The following is a 26,197-nucleotide window of genomic DNA, read 5'->3' as shown; positions in this document are numbered from 1 at the left end:
ACGACGTATTTAGTCTGATTTTCACAACTGCGGCGCATCATGTAGTATGCCGCTGCGTGGACTACAAAACGTTCAAACCGATGTCTGCCAAGGCGCCTGCGAAAATACGCAACCGCCCGCCAGCCTGTCTGGCAGGCCGCACCCAGCCGCCCAAAGGGCAAGTCCTGGTGCCGTATTTAGAGAAGCGCGAAAGGCTTAAATAGAAGAGCAATAGCTGAGCAGAGAGAGTGAGGCAAGCAATGACTGAACACGTTCAAGTCGGTGGCCTTCAGGTCGCCAAAGTCCTGTTCGACTTCGTGAACAACGAAGCCATTCCTGGAACCGGCGTCAACGCCGAGCAGTTCTGGGTGGGGGCAGAAAAGATCATCAACGACCTCGCTCCAAAGAACAAAGCACTGCTGGCCAAACGTGACGCACTGCAGGCACAGATCGATGCCTGGCACCAGGCGCGTCAAGGCCAGGCTCACGATGCCGTGGCTTACAAAGCCTTCCTCCAGGACATCGGTTACCTGCTGCCAGAAGCAGCGGACTTCCAGGCTTCGACCCAGAACGTCGACGACGAAATTGCCCGCATGGCCGGTCCACAACTGGTTGTGCCAGTGATGAATGCGCGCTTTGCCCTGAACGCTTCCAACGCCCGCTGGGGCTCGCTGTACGATGCTCTGTACGGCACCGATGCCATCAGCGAAGCTGGCGGTGCGGAAAAAGGCAAAGGCTACAACAAGGTTCGCGGTGACAAGGTTATCGCCTTCGCCCGTGCCTTCCTCGATGAGTCCGCACCACTGACTGCCGGCTCGCATGTCGATTCCACTGCTTACCGCATCGAAGGCGGCAAACTGATCGTCGCCCTCAAAGGCGGCAGCAACAGCGGCCTGCGCGATGACGCACAACTGATCGGTTTCCTCGGCGACGCTTCGGCGCCAACCTCCATTCTGCTCAAGCACAATGGCCTGCACTTCGAAATCCAGTTCGATGCCAGCACTCCGGTCGGCCAGACCGACGCTGCCGGGATCAAGGACGTGCTGATGGAAGCCGCCCTGACCACCATCATGGACTGCGAAGACTCGGTTGCCGCTGTCGATGCCGACGACAAGGTAGTGATCTACCGCAACTGGCTCGGCCTGATGAAGGGCGACCTGTCGGAAAGCGTCAGCAAAGGCGGTCAGACCTTCACCCGGACCATGAACCCGGACCGCGAATACACCGCGCCTAACGGTGGAACGGTGACTCTGCACGGTCGCTCCCTGCTGTTCGTGCGCAACGTCGGCCACTTGATGACCATCGACGCGATCCTCGACAAAGATGGCAATGAAGTGCCAGAGGGTATTCTCGACGGCCTGATCACCAACCTTGCCGCGATTCACAACATCAACGGCAACACCAGCCGCAAGAACAGCCGTACCGGCTCGGTCTACATCGTTAAACCGAAGATGCATGGCCCGGAAGAAGCGGCGTTCACCAACGAGCTGTTCGGTCGTATCGAAGACGTTCTGGGTATGAAGCGTAATACCCTGAAGGTCGGCATCATGGATGAGGAGCGCCGTACCACGGTCAACCTCAAGGCCTGTATCAAAGCCGCCAGCGAGCGTGTGGTGTTCATCAACACCGGCTTCCTCGACCGCACCGGTGATGAAATCCACACCTCCATGGAAGCTGGCGCTGTCGTGCGCAAGGGCGCCATGAAAACCCAGAAGTGGATTGGCGCCTACGAGAACTCCAACGTCGATATCGGCCTGGCTACCGGTCTGCAAGGCCGCGCCCAGATCGGTAAAGGCATGTGGGCCATGCCTGATCTGATGGCCGATATGCTCGAGCAGAAAATCGCTCACCCGCTGGCAGGTGCCAACACCGCTTGGGTTCCGTCGCCGACTGCCGCAGCACTGCATGCGCTGCACTATCACAAGGTCGACGTATTCGCTCGCCAGGCCGAGCTGGCCAAGCGTACGCCTGCGTCGGTGGACGACATTCTGACCATCCCGCTGGCAACAGACACCAATTGGTCCGAAGAAGAAATCCGCAACGAGCTGGACAACAACGCCCAGGGCATCCTTGGCTACGTTGTGCGCTGGATCGACCAGGGTGTCGGCTGTTCGAAAGTGCCGGACATCAATGACGTCGGCCTGATGGAAGACCGCGCGACCCTGCGCATTTCCGCCCAGCTCCTGGCCAACTGGCTGCGTCATGGCATTGTCAACGAGGCTCAGGTGCTGGAAAGCCTCAAGCGCATGGCTCCGGTGGTCGACAAGCAGAACGCCAACGACCCGCTGTACCGTCCGCTGGCACCAAACTTCGACGACAATATCGCCTTCCAGGCGGCCGTCGAACTGGTGGTAGAAGGCACCAAGCAGCCGAACGGCTACACCGAGCCAGTCCTGCACCGTCGTCGTCGTGAGTTCAAGGCCAAGAACGGCCTGTAATCACGTCGCCTTATCGAGGAACAAGCCCGCTCCCACTGTGGAGCGGGCTTGTTCCTCGATTCGCTTCAACTAATCCCCAGTTCCTTACGCACCAGTTCCACCAGTTTGTCCAAATCAATCGGCTTGAGCAGAAAGTCGACGACACTCAAATGCATCGCCGCAATGGCATCGGGAACATCGGCATCACCGGAGACGATGATGATCGGCAGGGCCGCCTTTTCCGATTCGCGAATCTGGCGGATCAACTCCAGGCCATCGAGCGGCTGCATGCGCAAATCTGTAATCAACAAACCAATCCCGCGTTCACCCTTTAGGTACGCCAGCGCCCGCTCGGCATTTTCCGCTGTCACGCACTTGATTCCCTGGGCTTTGAGGTAACTGGCCAGCGCCTCACGAGCCAGCTCGTTGTCATCGACGATCAACACTTTCTGCGGGGCAGCCTTCGGCGCGGTAATCGTTGCCAGCGCTTCGCGCTCGGCATCACTCAGGATGTCGTCTTGGTCGGGCATAGCTCTCTCATCATCGATGACGCGGAAAAATCTCCCTTGAATCAAGTTCAGACCCCTTTTGATCGCCTTGCAACCCGCCTTTCGTCGGCATTTTGACAACCGTCGTGTTTCTCACCCTGCCCGTCGCATTGTTTAGACTTACGTCCAATGGGCACCGGGAACACTGCAACCGACCATGAAGGTCGAAAACAACAAGGTCGATGTATACAGCTCGACATAAATTTGCGGTAACGCTCATGAGCAAAATGGACGCCTTCACCCAGGCCGGAAAGACTGCAGTCATGCAGAACATCCAGGGGACCCTGCAGTTTCTGCAACGCTTTCCTCCTTTCAATCAGATGGAAAACGCTCACCTGGCGTTTCTCGTCGAACAATGCCAGCTGCGTTTCTATGCAGCCAATGACAGCATCATCACCCCCAATGACGGGCCGGTAGAGCACTTCTACATCGTCAAGCAGGGTCGAGTTATCGGCGAGCGCCAACATGAAACGCGCCCTGGTACTGAAACCACATTCGAGATCACCACCGGCGAGTGCTTTCCCCTCGCCGCGTTGCTTGGCGAACGTGCCACCCGCACTGAGCACCTGGCCGGCGAAGACACCTTTTGCCTGCAACTGAACAAAGCGGCATTCATTCGCCTGTTCGCGCTTTCCGAGGTTTTTCGCGACTTCGCCCTGCGTGGCGTCAGCAGCCTGCTCGATCAGGTCAACCAGCAGGTCCAGCGCCGTGCCGTGGAAACCCTCGGTACTCAGTACTCGCTCAACACCCGCCTCGGTGAGTTGGCCATGCGCCACCCGGTAACCTGCGAATCGATGACACCCGTGCGCGAAGCCGTGGCACTGATGCATGAACAACAGGTCGGCAGCATTGTGATCGTCGACGGGCAGCGCTTCCCCGTCGGCATTTTCACCCTGCGCGACTTGCGCCAGGTGGTCGCCGATGCCAGCGCTGATGTCTCGGGTCCCATCGGCGAACACATGACCGCCGACCCGTTCTACCTGAGCCCGCAGGCCAGCGCTTTTGACGCCGCCATTGCCATGACCGAACGCCACATTGCGCATGTGTGCCTGGTCGAGGACCGACGCCTTTGCGGCGTGGTGTCGGAGCGCGATCTGTTCTCTCTGCAGCGTGTTGACCTGGTGCACCTGGCCCGCACCATTCGCCACGCCGCGCGGATCGAGAACCTGGTGTCGTTGCGTGGCGAAATCGGACAACTGGTCGAGCGCATGCTCGCCCACGGCGCCTCTTCGACGCAGATCACACAGATCATCACGTTGCTCAACGACCACACCGTATGCCGGGTGATCGAACTCGCGATACAGGACAAGGGCGATCCCGGCGTACCTTTCAGTTGGCTGTGTTTTGGCAGTGAGGGTCGGCGCGAGCAAACCCTGCACACCGACCAGGACAACGGAATTCTTTTTGAAGCCCGCGATGCAGCCCAGGCTGCGGAAATTCGCGGTCGCCTGCTGCCACTGGCCCAGTACATCAATCAGGGCCTGGCTCAATGCGGTTTTACCCTGTGCAAGGGCAACATCATGGCCGGCAATCCCGAGCTCTGCCTGTCGCGCTCGGAATGGGCACGCCGATTTGCCGCATTCATTCGCGAGGCCACGCCGGAAAATCTGCTGGCCTCCAGCATCTATTTTGACCTGCGAGTGGTCTGGGGCAATGAAAGCGCCTGCGAACAGCTACGCCAGAGCATTCTCGAGCAAGTAGCCGACAACCGTCTGTTCCAACGCATGATGGCTGGCAACGCCTTGCGCCAGCGTCCGCCCGTAGGCCGCTTCCGTGAATTCGTACTGACCCGCCAGGGTAGCGATAAAGCCGCCACGCTCGACCTCAAGGTTCAGGGGCTGACCCCCTTTGTCGACGGCGCCCGTCTTCTGGCATTGGCCAATGGCATCAGCGCCAACAATACCCTGGAACGCCTGCGCGAACTGGTGAGCCGTGAAGTGATCGACCCACTCGACGGAGCCGCGTATGAAGAGGCCTACCACTTCATCCAGCAAACCCGCATGCAGCAGCATCAGTTGCAAAGCCGGCAGAACCTGCCCTACTCCAACCGCGTTGACCCGGACAGCCTCAATCATCTGGACCGGCGTATCCTGCGCGAATCATTGCGCCAGGCGCAGCGACTGCAGAGCAGCCTGGCATTGAGGTATCAGTTGTGAGTCTTTTTGCCTGGCTACGCCCTCGACAAATCGATGAGCACATCTGCCAGCGCGTCGCCCAGCTGGCACCTGCGGCCGTGCTCGGTGACAACACCTTGCGCTCTCAGCGCTGGGTCGTGCTCGATCTGGAAACCAGCGGCCTGAACACCCAACGTGACCAGGTGCTTTCGATTGGCGCTGTGGTCATCGAAGATGGCGCGATAGACTTCAGTCAGCAGTTCGAGCGCACACTCTATCAACGCGATCACAAGCTGACTTCCAGCGTGCTCATCCATGGCCTGGGCCCTAGCGCTATTGCAGCAGGCTGTGATCCGGCCGAGGCGCTGCTCGACCTGATGGCTTTTATTGGTGACAGCCCCATACTGGCTTTTCATGCCCCTTTTGATCAGCGCATGCTTGCACGAGCCCTGAAAGACCACCTCGGTTATCGCCTGCAGCACCCGTTCTTCGACGTCGCTGAACTGGCCCCGCTGCTGAACCCGCAACTTACCTTGCGCGAAGCCGGGCTGGACGACTGGACAGCCTGCTTCGGCCTCGAAGCGGTAGAACGCCATAACGCCAGTGCCGATGCCATGGTAACGGCCGAACTGGCCCTGATTTTATTCAGCCAAGCCCGGCGCCAGCAGTTGGACAGCCCGGCTCAGCTCGACCAACAATTGCAACGTTGGCGGCGCCGACGTCAACAAAGTCACGGCTTTTAACATCATCCGATGAGCGTCAATTGCGTTTCACAAGAAGATTCTGTAACAATCGCGAATAATTCTCGTTAGTTAACACATCTTTTTCGGGGAACGCCTTGTCGTCCGCACAAAGCCCACACAGTGAGCTGGTCGGTACGCTCTACCGCGACCATCGCAGTTGGCTACTCGGCTGGCTACGGCGTAATATCGCCTGCGCCGACCGTGCCGAGGACCTCAGCCAGGACACCTTCGTGCGCCTGTTGGGTCGCGATCAATTGTCGGCGCCGCGTGAACCTCGAGCCTTTATCCTGGCGATTGCCAAAGGTCTGTTGTTCGATCATTTTCGCCGCGCGGCACTGGAGCAGGCCTATCTGGCCGAGCTGATGCTGATCCCCGAAGCCGAACAACCTTCCCCGGAAGAACAACATCTGATTCTTGAAGACCTCAAAGCCATTGATCGCCTGCTGGGAAAACTGTCGAGCAAAGCGCGAGCGGCTTTCCTCTACAACCGCCTCGACGGCCTGAATCATTCGCAAATTGCCGAACGCCTGGGTGTGTCCGTCTCCCGCGTGCGCCAGTACCTGGCCCAAGGCATGCGTCAGTGCTACGTAGCGCTGTACGGCGAGCCGACATGAACAGCAAGCCGGTCAGCGCCACGGTACTGGACGCCGCGATTGCCTGGCAGCTGTGCCTGGATTCGGGCAGTGGCAGCCGCGACGAACGCGCGGAGTTCGCCTTGTGGCTGGCCGCCAGCGAAGAACACCAGCGGGCATGGATGCAATTGGGCATGCTTGACCAGCGCTTCAGCGCCGCAGCCGGGCCTGCGCGCCAGGCGTTACTGCAATCACGCGCCGGATTGCGCCAACGAGTGCGCAAATTGGGTGGTGGCCTGGCCAGCCTGGTGGTGGCGGTTGGCTTTTTGAGTTGGGTCAGCAGTTATCAATCGCTGGGCTACTGGCTGGCAGATCAACGTACAGCCACCGGCGAGCAACGCAGCATGCGCCTCACCGACGGCACCTTGATCAGCCTGAATACCCATTCGGCGGTGGATATTCGCTTTGATGAAAAAGAACGCCTGATCGTCCTTCACGAAGGTGAGATCTCCGTCGAGACCGGCCACAAGGACGATCGTCCTTTCATCGTCGCCACCGAAGACGGGCGCATGCGAGCCCTGGGTACGCGCTTTCTGGTCAAACTCGAAGACCAGGGAACACGCTTGAGCGTATTGCAATCAGCCGTGGCCGCCAGGCCACAGGACAGCGGCAACGAGCAAATCCTGCACGAAGGTCAGCAAGTGCTGATGAGCCATGACCAGCTCAGCCAGATCGATGGCCTGAGTATGGGCGCCGACGCTTGGACCCGCGGCATGCTGGTGGTTGACAACGTACGCCTGGGCGATCTGGTCGAAGAACTTGCCCGATACCGCAGTGGCTACCTGGGCGTGGCACCGGAGGTAGCCAACCTGCGTATCACCGGCAGCTTCCCGCTGAACAATATCGACCTGGCCCTGACTTCATTGCTGCCGACCCTGCCCGTGCAGATCGAACAGCACACCCCTTGGTGGGTGACGGTGGCAGCGAAGCCCGACACCCCTTAGACAATCCCGTGAAAGCCGGCTTGCCGGCGAAAAGCCTCGCCTGCAGCGCTGTTTGAAATATTAATCTAAATTATTTTCACTAAGCCCTATCACTTTTCCAATCTCACTCGGCAAGGAAGCTAGTTAGCACTTATTCGTCGAGGAGTTGCTGCATGTCCCGCGTTTTCGATACCTTCCTGCGCCCTAGCCTGCTGGCGTTGGCCATTGCCCTGTCCGCTCCGGTGGTGAGCACTTCGCTGGTTGCTGCCGAGCAATCCAGTCAGCGCGCCTACAACCTGCCAGCAGCCCCGCTGTCGAGCACCCTGAACCAGATCGCAAGCCAGGCCGGCATTGCCCTGTCGATGGACCCGGGACTGACCAACGGTCGCACCTCTGCCCCGGTCAACGGTCAATACAACGGCGTCGGCGCATTGCAGGCCGCGCTGCGTGGCACGGGTTTGCAACTGCAGCAAAGCAGTGCGGGCACCTACAGCCTCGTCGCGGCGCCGGAAGGTGTCATGGCCTTGCCGGAGACCAGTATCAATGCCACGGGTGATCTGGAAAGCGCATGGGGGCCGGTAGAAGGTTACGTTGCAACTCGCACAGCCGCGGGCACCAAGACTGATACAGCGCTTGTCGAAGCACCTCGCTCAATTTCTGTCGCCACCCGGGAGCAGATGAGCGACCGCGGCGTGCAAAATCTCGATGACGCCGTTCGCTACATGCCCGGCATCGTTGCCAGCAGTTTCGGTAGCGACACCCGCGCCGATTGGCTGCGTGTACGCGGTTTCGAACCCACCCAGTTTCTTGATGGCCTTCCGTTACCAAAAGGCGTGTATGCCAACCCCAAGCAGGAAACCTGGAATCTCGATCGCCTCGCCCTGCTGCGCGGTCCGGCATCGTCGGTATACGGCCAGACTCCACCGGGTGGCATGCTGGACATGGTCAGCCGCCGCCCCAGCGAAGAGTCGAGCAATGAAATCGAAGTCCAGTACGGCAGCGACAACCATCGTCAAATTAACTTCGCCAGTACCGGGAAGATCGACGAGGAAGGGCAATTCCTTTATGGCCTCAGTGGTGTGGTACGCGACAGCGGTACTCAAATCGATCATGTCGATAACAAACGCTACAACATTGCGCCCAGCCTTACCTGGAATATCGATACCGATACCAAACTGACCCTGCTCTCGCAGTTCACTCGTGACGATACTGGTATTACCAGTCAGTTCCATCCACTGCAGGGCACCAAGCTCGACTCACCTTTCGGTGATATATCCCACCACAAGAATCTGGGCGATCCTGATTGGGAATACTACGACCGCACCTACTACGCACTGGGTTATGCCTTTGAACATCGTTTGAATGATGTCTGGCAGTTCCGCCAGAACCTGCGATACACCAAATCGGAATTGTCATTCCAAGCCGTTACTGTCGGCTCCTATCCTTTCAGCCAAGTGGATGATGAGGGCAACATTGCTCGTTCTACCACCAGCACTGACGAAGACATCAGCCAATTTGCAGTAGACAACAACCTGCAGGCTAACTTCGACACCGGTGCTATCAGCCATACCCTGCTGATCGGGCTTGATCACCAACGTTCCGATACCACTTACACATCGATCTTCGGCTCGGCCCCGCCAATCAACGTCAATAACCCGATTTATGGCCAGCCAATCGTCCGCCCTCCGCGCTCGGATGCCTTCTACGACTACAACCAAAAGACCGTCCAGACCGGCCTGTATGTACAGGATCAGATGGCCCTCGAACAATGGCGCCTGACCCTCGGCGGTCGTGAGGATTGGGTCCATACGGGCACTACCTACTACAACAAGAAAGATGTAACCAACACCGAGCGCAGCAAAAATTTCAGCGGCAATGCGGCGATCAGTTACGTTTTCGACTCGGGCTTCGTACCGTATCTGTCCTACGCGGAGTCCTTCCAGACCGCTACCAATGCCAGCGCGTCCCCAGACCAATCCTTCAAACCGACCGAAGGCAAGCAATGGGAACTGGGTATCAAGTATCAACCGCCGGGCTCCAATACCCTGTTGAGTGCTGCGATCTATGACCTCACTCAGAAAAATGTTGCGGTCACCACCACGGTCGGCAATGTCCCTGTGTCCAGCCAGACCGGCGAAGTGAAAGTAAAGGGGCTCGAGCTGGAAGCGGTTTCCGATCTGACCGAGAACCTTAAGCTCATCGCCGCATACACCTTGGCCAAGTCCGAGGTGCAAAAGGGGGATTACAAAGGTAACCGCCTACAACTTATGCCGAACCAACAGGCATCGCTTTGGGCCGATTACACTTGGCACAGTGGAGTACTGGACGGTTTCGGTATCGGTGGTGGCGCACGCTACACCGGTAATACGTATGGCGACCAGGGCAACACTTGGCTTGGCAAAGCCGATGCAGTAACAGTTTTTGACGCATCCGTTCACTATGACTTGGGCCGCCTGGACAACAGCTTGAAAGGCGCGTCCATCAAGCTGAACGCCACCAACCTGTTCGACAAAGACTATATCTCCACTTGTGATAGCTTCTATTGCTACTACGGCGATCAGCGCAGCGTGGTCGCCAGCGCCTCCTATCAATGGTAATTGGCGGAGTTAGCCGCGTTGCAAGCCGCCCCACAGGGCGGCTTTGACTTGTTATGAAGGCTGTAGCATGAAAAGTAAAACCATACGCCGCTGGTCCTTTGTCCACACCTGGACCAGCCTGATCTGCACGCTGTTCCTGCTGATGCTCGCAGTGACCGGTTTGCCGCTGATCTTTCACCATGAGATCGACCACCTGCTGGGCGATGCACCGCAGTTGCAAGAAATGCCGGCCGACACGCCAAAACTCGACCTGCAACAACTGGTGCTCAAAGCCCAGGCTCACCGTCCGGGTGAGGTCATGCAGTACTTTGGCTGGGACGAGGATGACCGCAACGGTGTAATAGCGATCATGGCGGCCACCGCCGGTACCGAGCCGAATTCCTCGCATACCTTCATGCTCGACGCCCGCACCGGCGCTGCCGTGGAAATGCCCTCGGCCAACGGCGGTTTCATGATGACCATGCTGCGCCTGCATGTGGATATGTTTGCCGGCTTGCCCGGCAAACTGCTGCTGGCGTTCATGGGCTTGCTGTTTGTGGTGGCGATTATCTCCGGTGTGGTGCTCTACGCACCGTTCATGCGCCGCTTGAAATTCGCCACCGTGCGCCATGAAAAATCGCGTCGGCTGCGCTGGCTCGACCTGCACAACCTGATCGGCATCGTCACCTTGACCTGGGCTTTGGTGGTTGGCGTTACCGGGGTGATCAGCGCCCTCTCTGACCTGGTCATCGCAGCCTGGCGCAACGATAGCTTGAGCGCCATGGTGGCGCCGTACCGTGATGCGCCACCGCTCACCGAGCTGGCGCCAGTCAGCCGCGTACTGGACATTGCCAGCGAAGCAGCTCCCGCAATGGTGCCTGACTTTATCGCCTTTCCAGGTACGCGGTTTTCCAGCGAGCATCATTACGCGGTGTTCATGAAAGGCGGTACGCACCTGACGGCGCACCTGCTGACACCGGTACTGATCGACGCCTCGACGCTGGACGTCACGGCAATCGGCGATCGCCCTTGGTACATGGATGCAATGGGACTGTCACAGCCACTGCACTTCGGTGACTACGGCGGACGACCGATGCAGATTCTCTGGGCAGTGCTGGATGTGCTGACCATCATTGTATTGGGCAGCGGCGTGTATCTTTGGGTGGTGCGTCGACGCGCCGCCAAGCCAGTCGTTGCAGCGCAAGCGGAGACCGTGCAATGAAACGCAAATCTTCGGGTCTTGCCGCTGTTTTCGGCATGCCGACATTGATTGCCCTACTTGGCTCGCTGGGGCTGTTCGCCGCTTTGTTGGGTGACGGCTGGTGGGATGCGCTGGCCTGGGTCGGTCTGGGCTTGCCAGCCTGGTACGGCTTGCGCGGTTTTTGGCCCGTCGCCAAGTGAGCTTCGCCGGCAAGCACGCTCCGACGCGTAGGAGCGGCTTGCCCGGCGGTGACGCTACGTCAGTTAGCCAGATTCGGCAAACACTCATCCAGCCGCTTGTACAATGCGCTGCCACTTGGCCAGTTACGCAACAACCGCGCCCGATCACGGGCAAAGGCTGGGGCGAAGCTGAGCTGGGTGACGTGTTGGCACATCGCATCCAGGTCGATCAATGACCACTGGCCGTTCTGCCAGAACAGGTTGTGGCCCTTCATATCGCCGTGGCTTATGCGCTCATGAATCAGTTGCTTCAACAATGCCTGCAAGGCCTGGAGCTGTGCTTCAGGCACCTCGCCGCTGTCGACATACGGGGCGAAGCATTCGATCAGGTCCAGCCCATCGGCGTATTCGGTCACCAGGTAGGCGCGGCTGCGCAAGCCCATCACCCGTTGTTCCAACACCGCTAGTGGCCGTGGCGTGGCAATGCCGAGAAACTCCAGGCGATGCCCTTCGATCCAAGAATGCCAGGCGCGACTTGGACGCCAGAAACGCTTGAGCCAGTGTGCCGTGTTCTTGATGTTGTAGCGTTTGAGGACCAGCGACCGACCGTTCACGTCGATACGCGCGACACTGGCGGCACCTCCGGTCTTGTACATATGGCCTTGATCGATCAGCGTGTCGGCCTGCTCCAGCACTGGTAGCAGGGCGGCCACTTCATCGCGGCGAATCGAACGCAGGCCAGAAGGGCCGCGCTCGACACTGAACAACGTGCATTCGCGCCCAGCCTTTTCCAGGTAATCCTTCAAGCGCCAGCTGCGCACCTTGTCGATCTGCTTCTGCAAGGCTTCCAGTGGCAAGGCATGCTCGGCATTGGTCAGCAGGTAATGCACCAGCAACTCTTCGATGAAAGGCTCCAGGCGCTTGGGCAATTGGGCAAAAAACACCCCAAGGTTTTGCAACACTTGTGGGCGCGACAATGGCTTGCCCGGCGTTTCTGCCTTGATTCCGGCACCGTCGATCAGGTACAGCTTGCCGCCTTGACGCAACAGGTTGTCCAGGTGCAGGTCTTCTTGCCACAGCCCTTTGGCGTGCATCTCAGCCACCGCGGCCAGGGCTTCGCCGAGCACCAATTGTTGCTCATCGGCCAGCGGCGGCAGGGCTTCGACCGCTGCCCAGGCATCGGCGAGGCTCTGCGCACCTTCCAGGAACTCGAATAGCAACCACCCGCCTTCGCCCTCGCGCAGACCGTCGGCGAGTAGCAGCGGCGTAGTCAGACCCTGGGCCGCCAGCAAGCGCACCCCTTCGAGTTCACGCTGAAAATGCCGAGAGGCACTACTGCCTACCAACAACTTTGCCAGCACCGGCTTGCCACGCCAGACACCGGCCCCTACATAGCGCTGCCCTGGCAACACGCGCAGCAGTGTGAGCAACTGTAGATCAGCACTGCCTGCGGCATCGGCCAGGCCAATGCTCAGGGGAAGTTCCGGATGACGCCCGGCATTCTTCAGTTCGGACAAACGCATCAGCGAGCCTCTTTCTCACGGCGACGGCGCACCAGGCGCTGCAGCCAGCTATCGACCAGCGGACTATCGGCTGGCTGGTCCAGGTAACTGGCCAGCAGCAGACGAACCTCAGCCTCGCTCCAGTTCGGCGCGCGGCGCAACAGTGGTTCAAGATCCTTGAGACGGTCACGCATCCCCAGTAACAGCGGCCGGGTCTTTTCCAGATCGATCAGTTGCGCCAACCAGCCATCGCTGCGTTCACGCAGGAAAATGTGTTTGGGATAGAAGCAGCCATGCACTTGGCCGGCACTGTGCAGCGTCCGCGCCAGTTGCCCACAGGCCCGTAGGATGCCTTGGCGCTGGCCGATGTCCAGCGTCGGCCACACCCCCAGTAGACTATCCAGGTCGCTCCACTCATCCAGTGCACGGGTAAGCAAGATCGCCCGGCGCTCGCCTTCGATCTTGCGCTCGCCGTAATAGACCGCCTGCAGGGCCGGAATCCCGAGCTTTTGGTAGCGGCTGATATTGCGGAACTCGCGGGCAAAGGTCGGTTCGCCGAAGGGCCGGTGCAAGGTGCGGGTCAGGTAGTCGCTCTGACGCTTGAGGTAATACCCCTTGCCCTCCAGTTCCAGGCGGAAAACGCTACTCCAACCACCGCGACCGGTATTGGGTTCATCCACCGCTTCGAGCTGAAGCGCCCACAGCTGGTCAAACCCATTGAGGCCGTGGCGCTCAAGCAGTGCCAGCTCGGCATTGGCCAGAAAATCAGTCATTCCCGTCCCTCGAAAAACGTCACCACATGCCGGACACGACGCTTGTCCGCCGCGTTCAGGCGCTCCCGCCCGCGATATTGCAGATAGAAGCGCAAACGCTGGGTGGCCGACAAATGATACTTGGCCACTTTGTCCAGGCACGCCAGGTCCTTGGTGATTCGATAGCGCAGCATGAAGCCCCACCAGAAATCGCCCGTCGGGCAATCGATCAAGAACAGGCGGGCCTGGTCATCGACTAGCAGGTTGCGCCACTTCAAATCGTTATGGGTGAAGTGGTGATCATGCATGATCCGGGTGTGCCGGGCCAACTGACGACTGATATGGTCAACCCAGCCGCGATCAGCCAGGCGTGGGTCCTTGCGCTCCGCCAACGCCGAAAGGTCTTCGGTGAACGGCAACTCACGGGTGATCATCGCGCCACGGGCAAAACTCAGGCCGCTGCGCTCCAGCCCCCAGGCCACCACCTCGGCGGTCGGAATATCCCACTTGGCGAACTGCTTGAGGTTCTGCCACTCAGCCTTGATCCGCGGGCGCCCAATGTAACGGCGCAAGCCTTTGCCGGCACCGGTGTAGCGCTTGACGTAGTAGTTGACCCCGTCGCGCTCGATGCGAATTACCTCACTGAGCGGATCGTGAGTCAGGCGCTCACCCTGCAAGGCAAAGACTGCCTCGATACTACCAAAGTCCGCCGCCAGTGCCTGATAACCAGGCGCCAGTGTCCAACTCGCCATCAGAGCGCATCCCCGTATCGTTGTTTACGCTCGTAGAGCTTCTGGGCCTTGCCTTCCAGCCAGCGCAGCAGCGCGGCTTCCTCAGCAAGGATCTGGCGCAGCGGCTGCTGGAAGTAACCACGCAGGAAGCGCAGTTTGTCACGTCGGGTAAGACCGATATCCAGCGCCGAGAAATACAACGCGGCCAGGTCTTTGTTGCGCCAGCGCCGGGAAATGGTGGCCCGAGTCTGCGCACGGTGCAAATCGATCACCGACAGTTTGAAATCATCGGCCGTCACTTCGCGATCTGTGTGCAGCAGAAAGTGACAGATGTAGCAGTCACGATGATTGACCCCGGCCCGGTGCATCATCCCGGTCATGCGTGCCACTTCGGCGATCAGTGCATGTTTGAGGCGCGGCGCAGGCGGTTGCTTGACCCAGTCGATGCTGAAGTCTTCCAGGCTGACAGTCGGCGCCAGTTCTTCGGTAACGATGAACGAGTGCTGTGCCGCCGGGTTGCTGCCACGTTCGCCATAGGCAACCGCGGTCATGGTAGGCACCCCGACCTCGTGCAAGCGCTGGACTGCCCGCCACTCCTGGCCGGCACCGAGCACCGGCAGTTTGGCGCTGAACAGATTCTTGAAGACCTCACCCCAGCCAATGCCACGGTGAATCTTGACGAAGTAGCCTCGTCCCTCGACTTCGGTGCGCAAGGTACGACGCCCTTCCAGCTCGCGGTACACCTGGCCTTGCAGGCTCTCCACAGCATCGAAGGCATCGCGCCCGGCCCAAAGGCGTTTGAACGGCTCGGCCAATATCAGTTTCATTTACGCTCCGTGGCCAGAATCACATCGGCGGCATGCTCGGGCATGCTGTAGAGGTCGGCACTGTCGGCGAACGCCAGCCCGTTACGCGCCCAGGTGGCACGGGCACTGTCATCTTCGAGCATCCGTTGCAGATACGCATTGGCCTGTTGCTGCTCGAACGGCTCATCCAGCACCAGGCCGCTATCGGCCTCGGCAATGTAATGGGCATATCCACACACAGCCGACACCAGCACCGGCAGGCCGGCAACCAGCGCTTCCAGCAACACCGTACCGGTGTTTTCGTTGTAGGCCGGGTGAATCAACAGGTCAGCGCCAAGCAGGAAGCGCGGAATATCGCTGCGCCCCTTGAGGAACTGAACCTGATCGGTCAAACCAAGGGCGGCACTTTGCAGCTGGAACACCTTGGGATCATCCTGGCCGATCACCATCAGTCGGGTACGTTTACGCAAAGTCGAAGGCAAGGACGCCAGCGCCTTGAGGCTGCGGTCCACGCCCTTGGTCTTGAACCCTGAACCAATCTGCACCATCAGCAGTTGATCATCCTTGAGGTCGAACTCCCGGCGAAACTCGGCACGTATTTCGGCGGCATTGGCAGGGGCGCGGCGGTCCTGGGAAATGCCCGGTGGCAGCAAGTGGAAGCGCTCCAACGGCGTGCCGTAGTGCTTGATGAATAAGGGTTGCTGGACTTCCGAGATCATCAGGACCTCGGTCTTGGCGTCCTTGGCAAACACCGCCCGCTCGTACTCGGCAAAGTGCCGGTAGCGGCCCCAACGCCGGTACATCGAGTTGCGCAGGTTCTGCGCCTTGTCTTCGAAGCAACCGTCGGCCGCGTAGTAGACGTCCAGCCCCGGCATTTTGTTGAAGCCGATCAGGCGGTCAACCGGGCGCTTGGCAAGGTCTGCCTCCATCCAGGCGGTAAGCTTTTCGTTACGCCGATGGTTGAACAGTGCCTTCACGGGTGCAACCAGCACCTCAAAGCCTTCGGGCACCTCGCCTTCCCAGATCAGCGTATAGACGCGGATCTGATGACCTCGGCGCTGGCATTCCAGGGCGATACGCATGAAATCGCGCTGCAAGCCGCCGAAGGGAAAATATTTGTACAGCACAAAAGCCAGTTGCATTAACGAACATCCTCAGCCAGCAGCAACGCGCGCAATTGGCTCGCCACACGCTCGGGATTCAGGCGAGTGAAGCACAGCGGCCACTCGCGTTTGAGATCGAACCGGCGCTGATCTTCAGCGCTCGGTTTGTAAGTACATTTTTTCTGCAAGCAAGGTGCGCAGGAAAAATCGCTGCCCAGGTGCACCTGGGACTTGCCATAAGCACCGGTCAGTCCGGGGTTGGTCGGGCCGAACAGCGACAGGGTCGGCACATCGAGCGCCGCTGCCAGGTGACCAAGGCCGGTGTCTACCGCCACACACGCTTTGGCAGCGGCCAGCACGCGGGCGACACCTACCAGGTTCAATTTGGGCAGTACCTGACAGTTGTTCAAGCCTTTGGCGATTCGCTCGGCGCGCGCCTGCTCTGCCGCGTTGCCCCACGGCAAGCGCACCTCGAGGCCTTGTTGCCCCAGGCGTTCGGCCAGTTGCCGCCAATAGGCCTCTGGCCAATGTTTGGTTGCCCAGGTCGTGCCGTGCAGGAACACCACGAACGGCGCGGCCGGGGGTAGCTGCAAGCGATCCAGGTCCAACCCATAATCGCCAAGGCCTGCAGGCAAATCGTAACCGAGAGCCAGGGCAAACAGCTGGCGCACGCGCTCTACCGCATGTTGCCCACGCTGCACCGAAAAGCGGCGGTCATAGAAGCGGCTGGACAGCCCCTCACGGGCCGAATAGCGGTCCAGACCCGCCACCGGTGCCTTCACATAACGGGTTAGCCAGGCTGACTTGACCAAGCCCTGGGCATCGATCACCAGGTCATACTTGGTCTCGCGCAGACGCTGCTTGAACTGGCGCCACTCGCCATTTTTGAAGGTCTGCCAGAGGTTCTTGCGCCAACGGCGGATCGCCACCGGGATAACCTTGTCCACCGCCGGATGCCAGCTGGGAATCTCGGCAAATCCTTCCTCGACCACCCAATCGAAGCGAATACCGGGAATCGCCCGAGCCGCATCGGTCAACGCCGGCAGCGCATGAATCACATCCCCCAAAGAAGAGGTCTTGATCAGCAATACCCGCACTTAGTCGACCTCGGCCATGACATCGATCAGGCTCGGACCATTGAGGCGCTGCAAGGCAGCCTCCACCGCCTCGGGTTCGAGCTGACGCAAGCAATTGTAGTGGCCGAAACGGCAGGTACGGTCAAAGCACGGGCTGCACTCCAACCCCAGGCGCACCACTTCGACCTGATCGGCCAACGGTGGGGTAAAGCCTGGCGAGGTCGAGCCATAGACCGCAACAAGCGGGCGGTTCAGGGCTGCCGCGACATGCATGAGGCCAGAATCGTTGGATACCACGGCATCACTGCACGACAGCAGATCAATGGCTTCGGCCAGTGACGTTTCGCCGCTGAGATTGCTTGCCTCTTCACGCAGACCGGGAATCAGCCGATCGCGAATCGACTCGCCAACGGCAAAGTCATTCTTCGAACCGAACAGCCAGACCTGCCAACCCTCACGGATCCTGGCCTCGGCAACCTTGGCGTAATGCTCCGAAGGCCAGCGCTTGGCCTCGCCGAACTCGGCACCCGGGCACAGCGCCAACACCGGGCGATCCAGGCTCAGGCCGAACTTGGCGAGCGCGGCATCGCGACTGGCAGCCTCGATCTGCAGGCTTGGACGCGGGTACGGCTTGGGCAGTTCGGTACCCGGCGGATAAGCCAGCGCCATGAAGCGCTCGATCATCAGCGGATAACGCGCCTTGTCCAGCTTGCGCACATCGTTGAGCAGGCCAAAACGCATTTCGCCGCGCCAGCCGGTACGCTTGGGAATACCGGCAAAAAACGGTACCAGCGCCGACTTCATCGAGTTGGGCAGCAAGATAGCCTGGTCGTACTGACCGGCCAGGGACTTGCCGATGCGCCGCCGAGTCGCCAGTTCCAGCGCACCGTGACCGAGCGGAAAGCTCAAGGCCTGGCGAACTTCAGGCATGCGTTCGAGGATCGGCCGGCTCCACTCGGGGGCCAGCACGTCGATCACACACGCCGGATGTTGCTGCTTCAGGCAATGGAACAGGGTTTGCGCCATTACCATGTCGCCCACCCAGCTGGGGCCAATGATCAAAATTCTCATGCTTTATCCAGAAACGATCAGGGAGGCTGCAGTCTGTCCGCGAACAGCCTGGCCTCCCCTCTTTATATTCAGGCTATATATCGACCAGTGTACGCCACTCGGGCTGTAGTGTGGTCCTGGCAGGCTTCCTGCCGCCTGGTTCGCCTGGTTCAACAGCTCATGTCAGTCCCAGCTCGCCCCAGATCCGTCGCACTTCGCGGCGTTCCTGAACAAACTGGGTGGCATCGATCACCCCGGCCTGCTTTTGCAGCGCCTGTCGATGGGCAGCCGAGCGAAACGCCTTGTACACCTCACGCAACAGCACCGCATCACTTGCGGGCATCAGGCCGACTTCTTCAAGGCCTTCGAGAATGCGGATGTTGTCGGTGTAGCGCAGCAGCTCCGGGTGCTCATGAGACCAGGCCAAAGCGGCGTATTGCACCATAAATTCGATATCGACGATACCTCCGGCATCCTGCTTGATATCGAAGGGTACACCGGCCTCGAAAGCGTTGGCGCCAGTACCGGCAGCGCTGACCTTGGTCCCGAGATTGTCGCGCATCTTGGCGCGCATCTCGCTGACTTCGGCTTGCAGTTTGGCCAAATCGCGCGCCTGGCCGAGAACCCGTGCGCGCACGGCTTCGAAGGCCGCCCCCACCTGCGGACACCCCACCAGTACCCGCGCCCGTACCAGCGCCTGATGTTCCCAGGTCCAGGCCTCGTTCTGCTGATAGCGCTCGAAGGCGCCCAGCGAACTGACCAGCAAACCCGATGCGCCGGAAGGACGCAGACGCATGTCTACGTCATAGAGCTGGCCGGAGTTGGTCTGGGTGGTCAGCAAGTGAATGATGCGCTGACCCAGGCGGGTGAAGAACTGCGCGCTGTCGATGGGCTTGGCACCATCGGTTTCAGCCTGCGGATCGCCGTCATGTATGAATACCAGGTCAAGGTCCGAACCATGACCAAGCTCGATACCACCAACTTTGCCGTAGCCAATAATGATGAAACCCGGGTCACACAAGCTGCCATCACTGCGCTTGGGCTGACCATGACGCGCCACGGTCTGGCGCCAGGCCAGGGCCAGCACCTGGTTGAGAATGGCTTCGGCCAGCCAGGTGAGGTAATCACTGACTTTCATCAGCGGCAGATTGCCGGCGATCTCGGAAGCAGCCACCCGCAGGCTATGGGCCAATTTGAAGTGACGCAGTGCTTCCATTTGCTGTTCAAGATCGTCCTCGGGAATTCGCGTCAGGCGCTCGCGCAACTCCGCTGCCAACTCTGGTGCCAGCGGCGGGCTGAACAAACGACCTTCGTTGAGCAGTTCATCAAGCAACAACGGGAAGCGGGTGATCTGCTCGGCGATCCATGGGCTGGCGGCGCACAGGGTCAACAAGCGGCGCAACGCTCCAGGGTTCTCGGTCAACAACACCAGATATGCCGAACGCCGAGCTACCGCCTCGACCAGCGGCAACACTCGCTCCAGCACCAGATCTGGATCGGCATGTTCAACCGCCTGGGCCAGCAAGCGTGGAATGAAAGCATCGAGGCGCTCACGCCCCAGTCGCTGCATGGCACGTAATTGTGGGCTGGAACGTAGGCCGGCAAGCTGTTTGAGCGCTTTGCCAGGATCAGCGAAGCCGGCGTCCTGCAGCTGGCGGCAAGCGGCCTCTTCATTCTGAGCCTCTTCCCACAACGGCAGCCACTCACCGCCAACAATCACTTCACCCTCTTCGTTTTCATCCTCATCTGGATCGGCGATGACTTGACGGAAGTGCCAGTCGATCCGCCCGCGCCAATGCATCAATTGCTCATGAAAACTCGCCCAGTCAGTAAAACCGAGCATGAAGGCGATGCGCGCGCGGTCCAGTTCATCGTCAGGCAGCATTTGTGTCTGGCGGTCGGCAATTGCCTGGATCGCATGCTCGGTGTAACGCAGAAACTCATAACCCTCGCGCAGCTCGGCAACCACCGCAGGCGGCAGGTAGCCCTGACCCTCAAGGGTCGCCAGGACTTTGAGCAACGGGCGCTGCTGCAGACTCAGGTCTCGCCCACCGTGTATCAACTGGAAAGCCTGGGCGATGAACTCGACCTCGCGAATACCACCCGCCCCCAGCTTTATATTGTCGGCCATGCCTTTGCGCCGTACTTCCTGCTGGATAAGCTGCTTCATCGTACGCAAGGCTTCGATGGCGGAGAAATCCAGGTAACGCCGATAAACGAACGGGCGCAGCATATCCAGCAACTGCGCACCGGCAACCTGATCGCCTGCGACCACCCGCGCCTTGATCATCGCGTAGCGTTCCCAATCGCGGCCTTGGTCCTGGTAATACTGCTCCAACGCGTTGAAGCTGAGCACCAGGGCGCCAGCCGAACCATACGGCCGCAGGCGCATGTCGACCCGGAACACAAATCCGTCGACAGTGATAGGGTCCAGGGCCTTGATCAGGCGCTGCCCCAGGCGAGTGAAGAACTCCTGGTTGTCCAGCGAACGCTTCACCCCTTCCGTTTCGCCACCTTCGGGAAAGGCGAAAATCAGGTCGATATCCGATGACAGGTTCAACTCGACCGCACCGAGCTTGCCCATGCCCAGCACCACCATATGCTGTGGCAAGCCGCTGCGATGGCCCATGGGGGTACCAAACTGCTGGCAATGACGAGGGTAAAGCCACTGATAAGCCTGATCGATGCAAGCGTCGGCCAAGTCAGAGAGGTCGCGGCACGACTGCACCAGGTCTGCCTGGCGGTTCAGGTCCCGCCAGATAATCCGTACCTGTTGGCGGCTACGTTGGCGGCGCAGATTGCGCGCCAGTTCATCTTCGCTCTCGGCGACCTGTGTAGCAGCTGCGATTTGCGTGCACAACTCACCCGGCGCAAAGCTACGATCCAGTTCACCGCTGTTGACCAGATCGAGGAGCATGGCCGGATCACGCAACACCTGTTCGAGAACAAAATCGCTGGCCGCGGTTACTCGAGTGAACTGATCCCAACGTTCGGCAGTCCAGTCATCCACAGACAACGAAGGCGTCTGCGCAACGGCTGCGCGCAAGGATTGCAGGTTGCGACTGATCAATGGTTCAAGGGTGGCTGGTACATCGACCAACAGTGGCAGGCTCATGGTCTATCCTTGATCGGCGAGTAAAGTTTGCCAGCGAGTGGACAAAAGCTGCATGACCACGGTTGGACTGTCGTACAAAAGTTAGAAATAGCTGAAAAACCTGATTCTCTGGCAGAAACCATCGCAGCAAACCTTTTCGTAACTTGTTTTTAACTACCGGTATCGTTTTATCCCACAACCTGAACAGAGGCCACGAGCCATTTTTCTGTAGTTTTACTACTCCTTCTTCACCTCAAAAGCATGAAATGGTGATTCATTTGTAGTAAAACTACACAACGCCGGTACACTCTCCGGTAATCCAAGAATTTCATGTCGTCTGCCCAAAAGGCCAGTCGCAAACTCAGGCAACCGATTCTGGAAGCCTTTCCGCCCTGGAGCAAGCCATGCAAGACCTCGATCCCGTCGAAACCCAGGAATGGCTGGACGCCCTGGAGTCGGTTCTCGACAAAGAAGGCGAAGACCGCGCTCACTATCTGATGACCCGTATGGGCGAATTGGCCACCCGTAGTGGCTCTCAGCTGCCATATGCCATCACCACGCCGTACCGCAACACCATCCCCGTTACCCACGAAGCACGTATGCCTGGCGACCTGTTCATGGAACGCCGCATCCGTTCGCTGATCCGTTGGAACGCGCTGGCCATGGTGATGCGCACCAACCTGCGAGATTCGGACCTGGGCGGCCACATTTCGAGCTTCGCCTCCAGTGCCACTTTGTATGACATCGGTTTCAACTACTTCTTCCAGGCTCCGACCGACGAGCATGGCGGCGACCTGATCTACTTCCAGGGCCACACCTCGCCAGGCGTCTACGCCCGCGCGTTCATGGAAGGTCGTATCAGCGAAGACCAGATGAACAACTTCCGTCAGGAAGTCGATGGTCAAGGCCTGTCGTCCTACCCACACCCATGGCTGATGCCTGACTTCTGGCAGTTCCCGACCGTTTCCATGGGTCTGGGCCCGATCCAGGCGATCTACCAAGCGCGCTTCATGAAATACATGGAAAGCCGTGGCTACATCCCTGCCGGCAAGCAGAAGATCTGGTGTTTCCTGGGCGACGGCGAGTGCGACGAGCCAGAATCCCTGGGCGCGATCTCCCTGGCTGGCCGCGAGAAGCTGGACAACCTGATCTTCGTCATCAACTGCAACCTGCAGCGCCTCGACGGCCCGGTTCGCGGCAACGGCAAGATCATCCAGGAACTCGAAGGCGTGTTCCGTGGTGGTGGCTGGAACGTCAACAAAGTCGTTTGGGGCCGTTTCTGGGACCCACTGCTGGCCAAAGACGTCGACGGTATCCTGCAGCGTCGCATGGACGAAGTCATCGACGGCGAGTACCAGAACTACAAGGCCAAGGACGGCGCGTTCGTCCGTGAGCACTTCTTCAACTCCCCAGAACTCAAGGCCATGGTCGCCGACCTGTCCGACGACGAGATCTGGAAGCTCAACCGTGGTGGCCACGACCCGTACAAGGTCTATGCAGCCTACCATCAGGCGGTCAACCACAAAGACCAGCCGACCGTCATTCTGGCCAAGACCATCAAGGGTTATGGCACCGGTGCGGGTGAAGCGAAGAACATCGCGCACAACACCAAGAAAGTCGACGTCGACAGCCTGCGTCACTTCCGTGATCGTTTCGACATCCCGGTCAAGGACGAAGACCTGGAAAACCTGCCGTTCTTCAAACCGGAAGAAGGCAGCGCCGAAGCCCGCTACCTGGCCGAGCGTCGTGCTGCCCTGGGCGGTTTCGTACCTCAGCGTCGCGCCAAGAGCATGAGCATCCCGACCCCACCACTGGAAACCCTCAAGGCGATCCTGGACGGCTCGGGCGATCGTGAAATCTCCACCACCATGGCCTTCGTGCGGATCCTCGCGCAACTGGTCAAGGACAAGGAAATCGGCCAGCGCATCGTTCCGATCATCCCGGATGAAGCCCGTACCTTCGGTATGGAAGGCATGTTCCGCCAACTGGGCATCTACTCGTCCGTCGGCCAGCTCTACGAGCCAGTCGATAAAGACCAGGTGATGTTCTACCGCGAAGACAAAAAAGGTCAGATCCTCGAAGAAGGCATCAACGAAGCGGGCGCCATGTCCTCCTTCATCGCTGCCGGTACTTCGTACTCGAACCACAACCAGCCGATGCTGCCGTTCTACATCTTCTACTCGATGTTCGGCTTCCAGCGTATTGGCGACCTGGCCTGGGCCGCTGGCGACAGCCGCACCCGTGGCTTCCTGATCGGCGGTACCGCCGGCCGTACCACCCTCAACGGTGAAGGCCTGCAGCACGAAGACGGTCATAGCCACTTGCTGGCTGCGACCATCCCGAACTGCCGCACCTATGATCCGACCTACGGCTACGAGCTGGCGGTGATCATTCAGGACGGCATGAAGAAGATGACCGAAGAGCAACAGGACGTCTTCTACTACATCACCGTGATGAACGAAGCCTACACCCAGCCAGCCATTCCGGCCGGCGCCGAGGAAGGCATCATCAAGGGTATGTACCTGCTCGAAGAAGACACCCGCGAAGCGGCACACCACGTACAGCTGATGGGCTCCGGCACCATCCTGCGTGAAGTGCGTGAAGCAGCGAAGATCCTGCGTGAAGAGTTCAACGTCGGTGCCGACGTCTGGAGCGTCACCAGCTTCAACGAACTGCGTCGCGACGGCCTGGCCGTAGAGCGCAGCAACCGACTCAAGCCGGGTCAGAAGCCGCAGATCACCTACGTCGAAGAGTGCCTGGCTGGCCGTAAGGGTCCGGTCATCGCTTCCACCGACTACATGAAGCTGTTCGCCGAGCAGATTCGTCAGTGGGTACCGAGCAAAGAATTCAAAGTCCTGGGTACCGATGGTTTCGGTCGCAGCGACAGCCGCAAGAAGCTGCGTCACTTCTTCGAAGTTGACCGTCACTTCGTCGTGCTGGCTGCACTGGAAGCCTTGGCTGACCGTGGCGACATCGAACCGAAGGTCGTGGCTGAAGCGATCACCAAGTTCGGCATCGACCCGGACAAACGCAACCCACTGGACTGCTGAGGAGTATTTTAAGTGAGCGAACTCATTCGCGTACCTGACATCGGCAGCGGTGAAGGTGAAATCATTGAGCTGTTCGTCAAAGTCGGCGACCGCATCGAGGCTGACCAAAGCCTGCTGACCCTGGAGTCCGACAAGGCCTCCATGGAGATCCCGGCTCCCAAGGCCGGCGTCATCAAGTCGCTGAAGGTCAAGCTGGGCGATCGTCTGAAAGAAGGCGACGAACTGATGGAACTGGAAGTCGAGGGCGCAGCTGCTGCGCCTGAGGCTCCGGCCGCAGCCCCAGCTGCTGCCGCTGCACCTGCTGCTGCACCGGTTGCCGAGGCCCCAGCCGCCCCGGCAGCGGCGCCCGCTGCTGCCGCTGTCCAGGACATCCACGTTCCGGATATCGGTTCTTCGGGCAAAGCCAAGATCATCGAAGTACTGGTCAAGGTCGGCGACACCGTCGAAGCCGACCAGTCGCTGATCACCCTGGAATCGGACAAAGCCTCGATGGAGATCCCGTCTCCAGCCGCTGGCGTGGTCGAAGCCGTGATTGCCAAGCTGGACGACGAAGTCGGTACCGGCGACCTGATCCTCAAATTGAAAGTCGCTGGCGCTGCTCCGGCTGCCGCCCCGGCACCGGCCGCTGCTGCTCCGGCGCCTGCCAAGACTGAAGCTGCACCGGCTGCCGCTCCTGCCGCCGCTGCGCCTGCACCTGCTGCAGCTCCGGCTGCTGCCCCTGCCGCTGCCAGCGGTGCCAAGGTTCACGCCGGCCCTGCCGTGCGTCAGTTGGCCCGTGAGTTCGGTGTCGAGCTGAGCGCTGTATCGGCAACTGGCCCACACGGTCGCATCCTCAAGGAAGACGTACAGGTTTACGTCAAATCCATGATGCAAAAGGCCAAGGAAGCTCCAGCCGCCGGTGCAACCGGTGGTGCAGGCATCCCGCCGATCCCGGAAGTCGATTTCAGCCGTTTCGGCGAAATCGAAGAAGTACCGATGACGCGCCTGATGCAGATGGGTGCTACCAACCTGCATCGCAGCTGGCTGAACGTGCCTCACGTTACCCAGTTCGACAGCGCCGACATCACCGAGCTGGAAGCCTTCCGCGTTGCGCAGAAAGCCGTTGCAGAGAAGGCTGGCGTCAAGCTGACCGTACTGCCACTGCTGCTCAAGGCCTGTGCCCACCTGCTCAAGGAACTGCCAGACTTCAACAGCTCGCTGGCGCCTAGCGGCAAAGCGATCATCCGCAAGAAATACGTCAACGTCGGTTTCGCCGTAGACACCCCGGATGGTCTGCTGGTGCCGGTGATCAAGAACGTCGACCAGAAGAGCCTGCTGCAACTGGCTGGCGAAGCGGCGGCCCTGGCTGAAAAAGCCCGGACCAAGAAACTGTCGGCTGACGACATGCAAGGCGCCTGCTTCACCATCTCCAGCCTCGGCCACATTGGCGGCACCGGCTTCACGCCGATCGTCAACGCGCCGGAAGTGGCGATCCTGGGTGTTTCCAAGGCAACCATCCAGCCCGTCTGGGACGGCAAGGCCTTCCAGCCCAAGCTGATGCTGCCGCTGTCGCTGTCCTACGATCACCGCGTGATCAACGGTGCAGCTGCCGCGCGCTTCACCAAGCGCCTGGGTGACCTGCTGACCGACATCCGCACCATGCTGCTGTAATGCTGTTTCCTGTCTCCCTCTGCCGAGGGAGACAGGCTCCCTTTTCGAGCTGCCACGCTCGTACCTCAACC

The 26,197-nt window shown here is 59.7% G+C and carries 19 protein-coding genes; 10 read left to right on the top strand and 9 right to left on the bottom strand.

Annotated features, from left to right (window positions below):
* The first annotated feature begins 239 nt into the window (after window positions 1-239).
* A complete protein-coding gene (locus tag V0R60_RS09615) occupies window positions 240-2,417 on the top strand; it encodes a malate synthase G (RefSeq protein ID WP_136474166.1) in 2,178 nt (725 codons plus the stop codon).
* Between the two features lie 65 nt (window positions 2,418-2,482).
* On the opposite strand, the gene V0R60_RS09610 is transcribed toward V0R60_RS09615, so the two are convergent.
* The gene (locus V0R60_RS09610) at window positions 2,483-2,926 is read right to left on the bottom strand and encodes a response regulator (protein WP_136474165.1); all 444 of its coding nucleotides are present in this window, start codon (window positions 2,924-2,926) and stop codon (window positions 2,483-2,485) included.
* Between the two features lie 236 nt (window positions 2,927-3,162).
* On the opposite strand from V0R60_RS09610, the gene V0R60_RS09605 reads away from it, so the two are divergent.
* From V0R60_RS09605 to V0R60_RS09575, 7 genes are all read left to right on the top strand, one after another.
* Entirely contained in the window at window positions 3,163-5,100 is a 1,938-nt protein-coding gene (locus tag V0R60_RS09605; RefSeq protein WP_330079243.1) for a DUF294 nucleotidyltransferase-like domain-containing protein, read from the top strand.
* Complete coding sequence (locus V0R60_RS09600) at window positions 5,097-5,801, top strand: 3'-5' exonuclease (RefSeq protein WP_136474163.1); 705 nt, start codon at window positions 5,097-5,099, stop codon at window positions 5,799-5,801. The genes V0R60_RS09605 and V0R60_RS09600 overlap by 4 nt, the downstream gene beginning before the upstream one ends.
* Window positions 5,802-5,896: 95 nt before the next feature.
* A complete protein-coding gene (locus V0R60_RS09595) occupies window positions 5,897-6,415 on the top strand; it encodes an RNA polymerase sigma factor (RefSeq protein WP_136474162.1) in 519 nt (172 codons plus the stop codon).
* On the top strand, window positions 6,412-7,377 hold the full coding sequence (locus V0R60_RS09590; RefSeq protein ID WP_330079242.1) for a FecR family protein: 966 nt from the start codon (window positions 6,412-6,414) through the stop codon (window positions 7,375-7,377). The genes V0R60_RS09595 and V0R60_RS09590 overlap by 4 nt, the downstream gene beginning before the upstream one ends.
* A gap of 152 nt (window positions 7,378-7,529) precedes the next feature.
* Window positions 7,530-9,953 carry a TonB-dependent siderophore receptor gene (locus V0R60_RS09585; RefSeq protein ID WP_330079241.1) on the top strand — a complete coding sequence of 808 codons (2,424 nt, stop codon included), beginning with the start codon at window positions 7,530-7,532 and terminating at the stop codon, window positions 9,951-9,953.
* A 67-nt stretch (window positions 9,954-10,020) separates the two neighbouring features.
* Entirely contained in the window at window positions 10,021-11,154 is a 1,134-nt protein-coding gene (locus tag V0R60_RS09580) for a PepSY-associated TM helix domain-containing protein (RefSeq protein WP_330079240.1), read from the top strand.
* Window positions 11,151-11,333 (top strand): hypothetical protein, encoded by a 183-nt coding sequence (locus V0R60_RS09575; RefSeq protein ID WP_136474158.1) that lies wholly within the window; start codon window positions 11,151-11,153, stop codon window positions 11,331-11,333. The genes V0R60_RS09580 and V0R60_RS09575 overlap by 4 nt, the downstream gene beginning before the upstream one ends.
* A gap of 59 nt (window positions 11,334-11,392) precedes the next feature.
* Here V0R60_RS09575 and V0R60_RS09570 read toward each other — a convergent pair whose 3' ends face one another.
* The 8 genes from V0R60_RS09570 to glnE form a co-directional block, all read right to left on the bottom strand.
* A complete protein-coding gene (locus V0R60_RS09570; protein ID WP_330079239.1) occupies window positions 11,393-12,835 on the bottom strand; it encodes a lipopolysaccharide kinase InaA family protein in 1,443 nt (480 codons plus the stop codon).
* A complete protein-coding gene (locus tag V0R60_RS09565; protein ID WP_136474156.1) occupies window positions 12,835-13,587 on the bottom strand; it encodes a lipopolysaccharide kinase InaA family protein in 753 nt (250 codons plus the stop codon). Before V0R60_RS09565 ends, V0R60_RS09570 begins: the two co-directional genes overlap by 1 nt.
* On the bottom strand, window positions 13,584-14,318 hold the full coding sequence (locus V0R60_RS09560; protein ID WP_136474155.1) for a lipopolysaccharide kinase InaA family protein: 735 nt from the start codon (window positions 14,316-14,318) through the stop codon (window positions 13,584-13,586). The genes V0R60_RS09565 and V0R60_RS09560 overlap by 4 nt, the downstream gene beginning before the upstream one ends.
* The gene (gene rfaP, locus V0R60_RS09555) at window positions 14,318-15,124 is read right to left on the bottom strand and encodes a lipopolysaccharide core heptose(I) kinase RfaP (protein WP_136474154.1); all 807 of its coding nucleotides are present in this window, start codon (window positions 15,122-15,124) and stop codon (window positions 14,318-14,320) included. The genes V0R60_RS09560 and rfaP overlap by 1 nt, the downstream gene beginning before the upstream one ends.
* Window positions 15,121-16,245, bottom strand: a complete 1,125-nt coding sequence (locus V0R60_RS09550) for a glycosyltransferase family 4 protein (protein WP_330079238.1) — start codon at window positions 16,243-16,245, stop codon at window positions 15,121-15,123. Before V0R60_RS09550 ends, rfaP begins: the two co-directional genes overlap by 4 nt.
* On the bottom strand, window positions 16,245-17,303 hold the full coding sequence (gene waaC, locus V0R60_RS09545; RefSeq protein ID WP_136474152.1) for a lipopolysaccharide heptosyltransferase I: 1,059 nt from the start codon (window positions 17,301-17,303) through the stop codon (window positions 16,245-16,247). Before waaC ends, V0R60_RS09550 begins: the two co-directional genes overlap by 1 nt.
* Window positions 17,304-18,353: a lipopolysaccharide heptosyltransferase II gene (gene waaF / locus V0R60_RS09540; protein ID WP_136474151.1), complete on the bottom strand. Its 1,050-nt coding sequence runs from the start codon at window positions 18,351-18,353 to the stop codon at window positions 17,304-17,306.
* Window positions 18,354-18,510: 157 nt separating this feature from the next.
* Window positions 18,511-21,447, bottom strand: a complete 2,937-nt coding sequence (gene glnE / locus V0R60_RS09535; RefSeq protein WP_330079237.1) for a bifunctional [glutamate--ammonia ligase]-adenylyl-L-tyrosine phosphorylase/[glutamate--ammonia-ligase] adenylyltransferase — start codon at window positions 21,445-21,447, stop codon at window positions 18,511-18,513.
* A 383-nt stretch (window positions 21,448-21,830) separates the two neighbouring features.
* Between glnE and aceE the strand changes: the two genes are divergently transcribed.
* Both aceE and aceF read left to right on the top strand, forming a co-directional pair.
* The gene (gene aceE, locus V0R60_RS09530) at window positions 21,831-24,476 is read left to right on the top strand and encodes a pyruvate dehydrogenase (acetyl-transferring), homodimeric type (protein WP_136474149.1); all 2,646 of its coding nucleotides are present in this window, start codon (window positions 21,831-21,833) and stop codon (window positions 24,474-24,476) included.
* A gap of 12 nt (window positions 24,477-24,488) precedes the next feature.
* Window positions 24,489-26,126, top strand: coding sequence for a dihydrolipoyllysine-residue acetyltransferase (gene aceF / locus V0R60_RS09525; protein WP_330079236.1), 1,638 nt, complete (start codon window positions 24,489-24,491; stop codon window positions 26,124-26,126).
* The last annotated feature ends 71 nt before the right edge of the window (window positions 26,127-26,197 follow it).

It is taken from the genome of Pseudomonas auratipiscis, assembly GCF_036324085.1.
GTDB lineage: Bacteria > Pseudomonadota > Gammaproteobacteria > Pseudomonadales > Pseudomonadaceae > Aquipseudomonas > Aquipseudomonas auratipiscis.
This window is presented reverse-complemented; position numbering and strand designations above follow the sequence as displayed.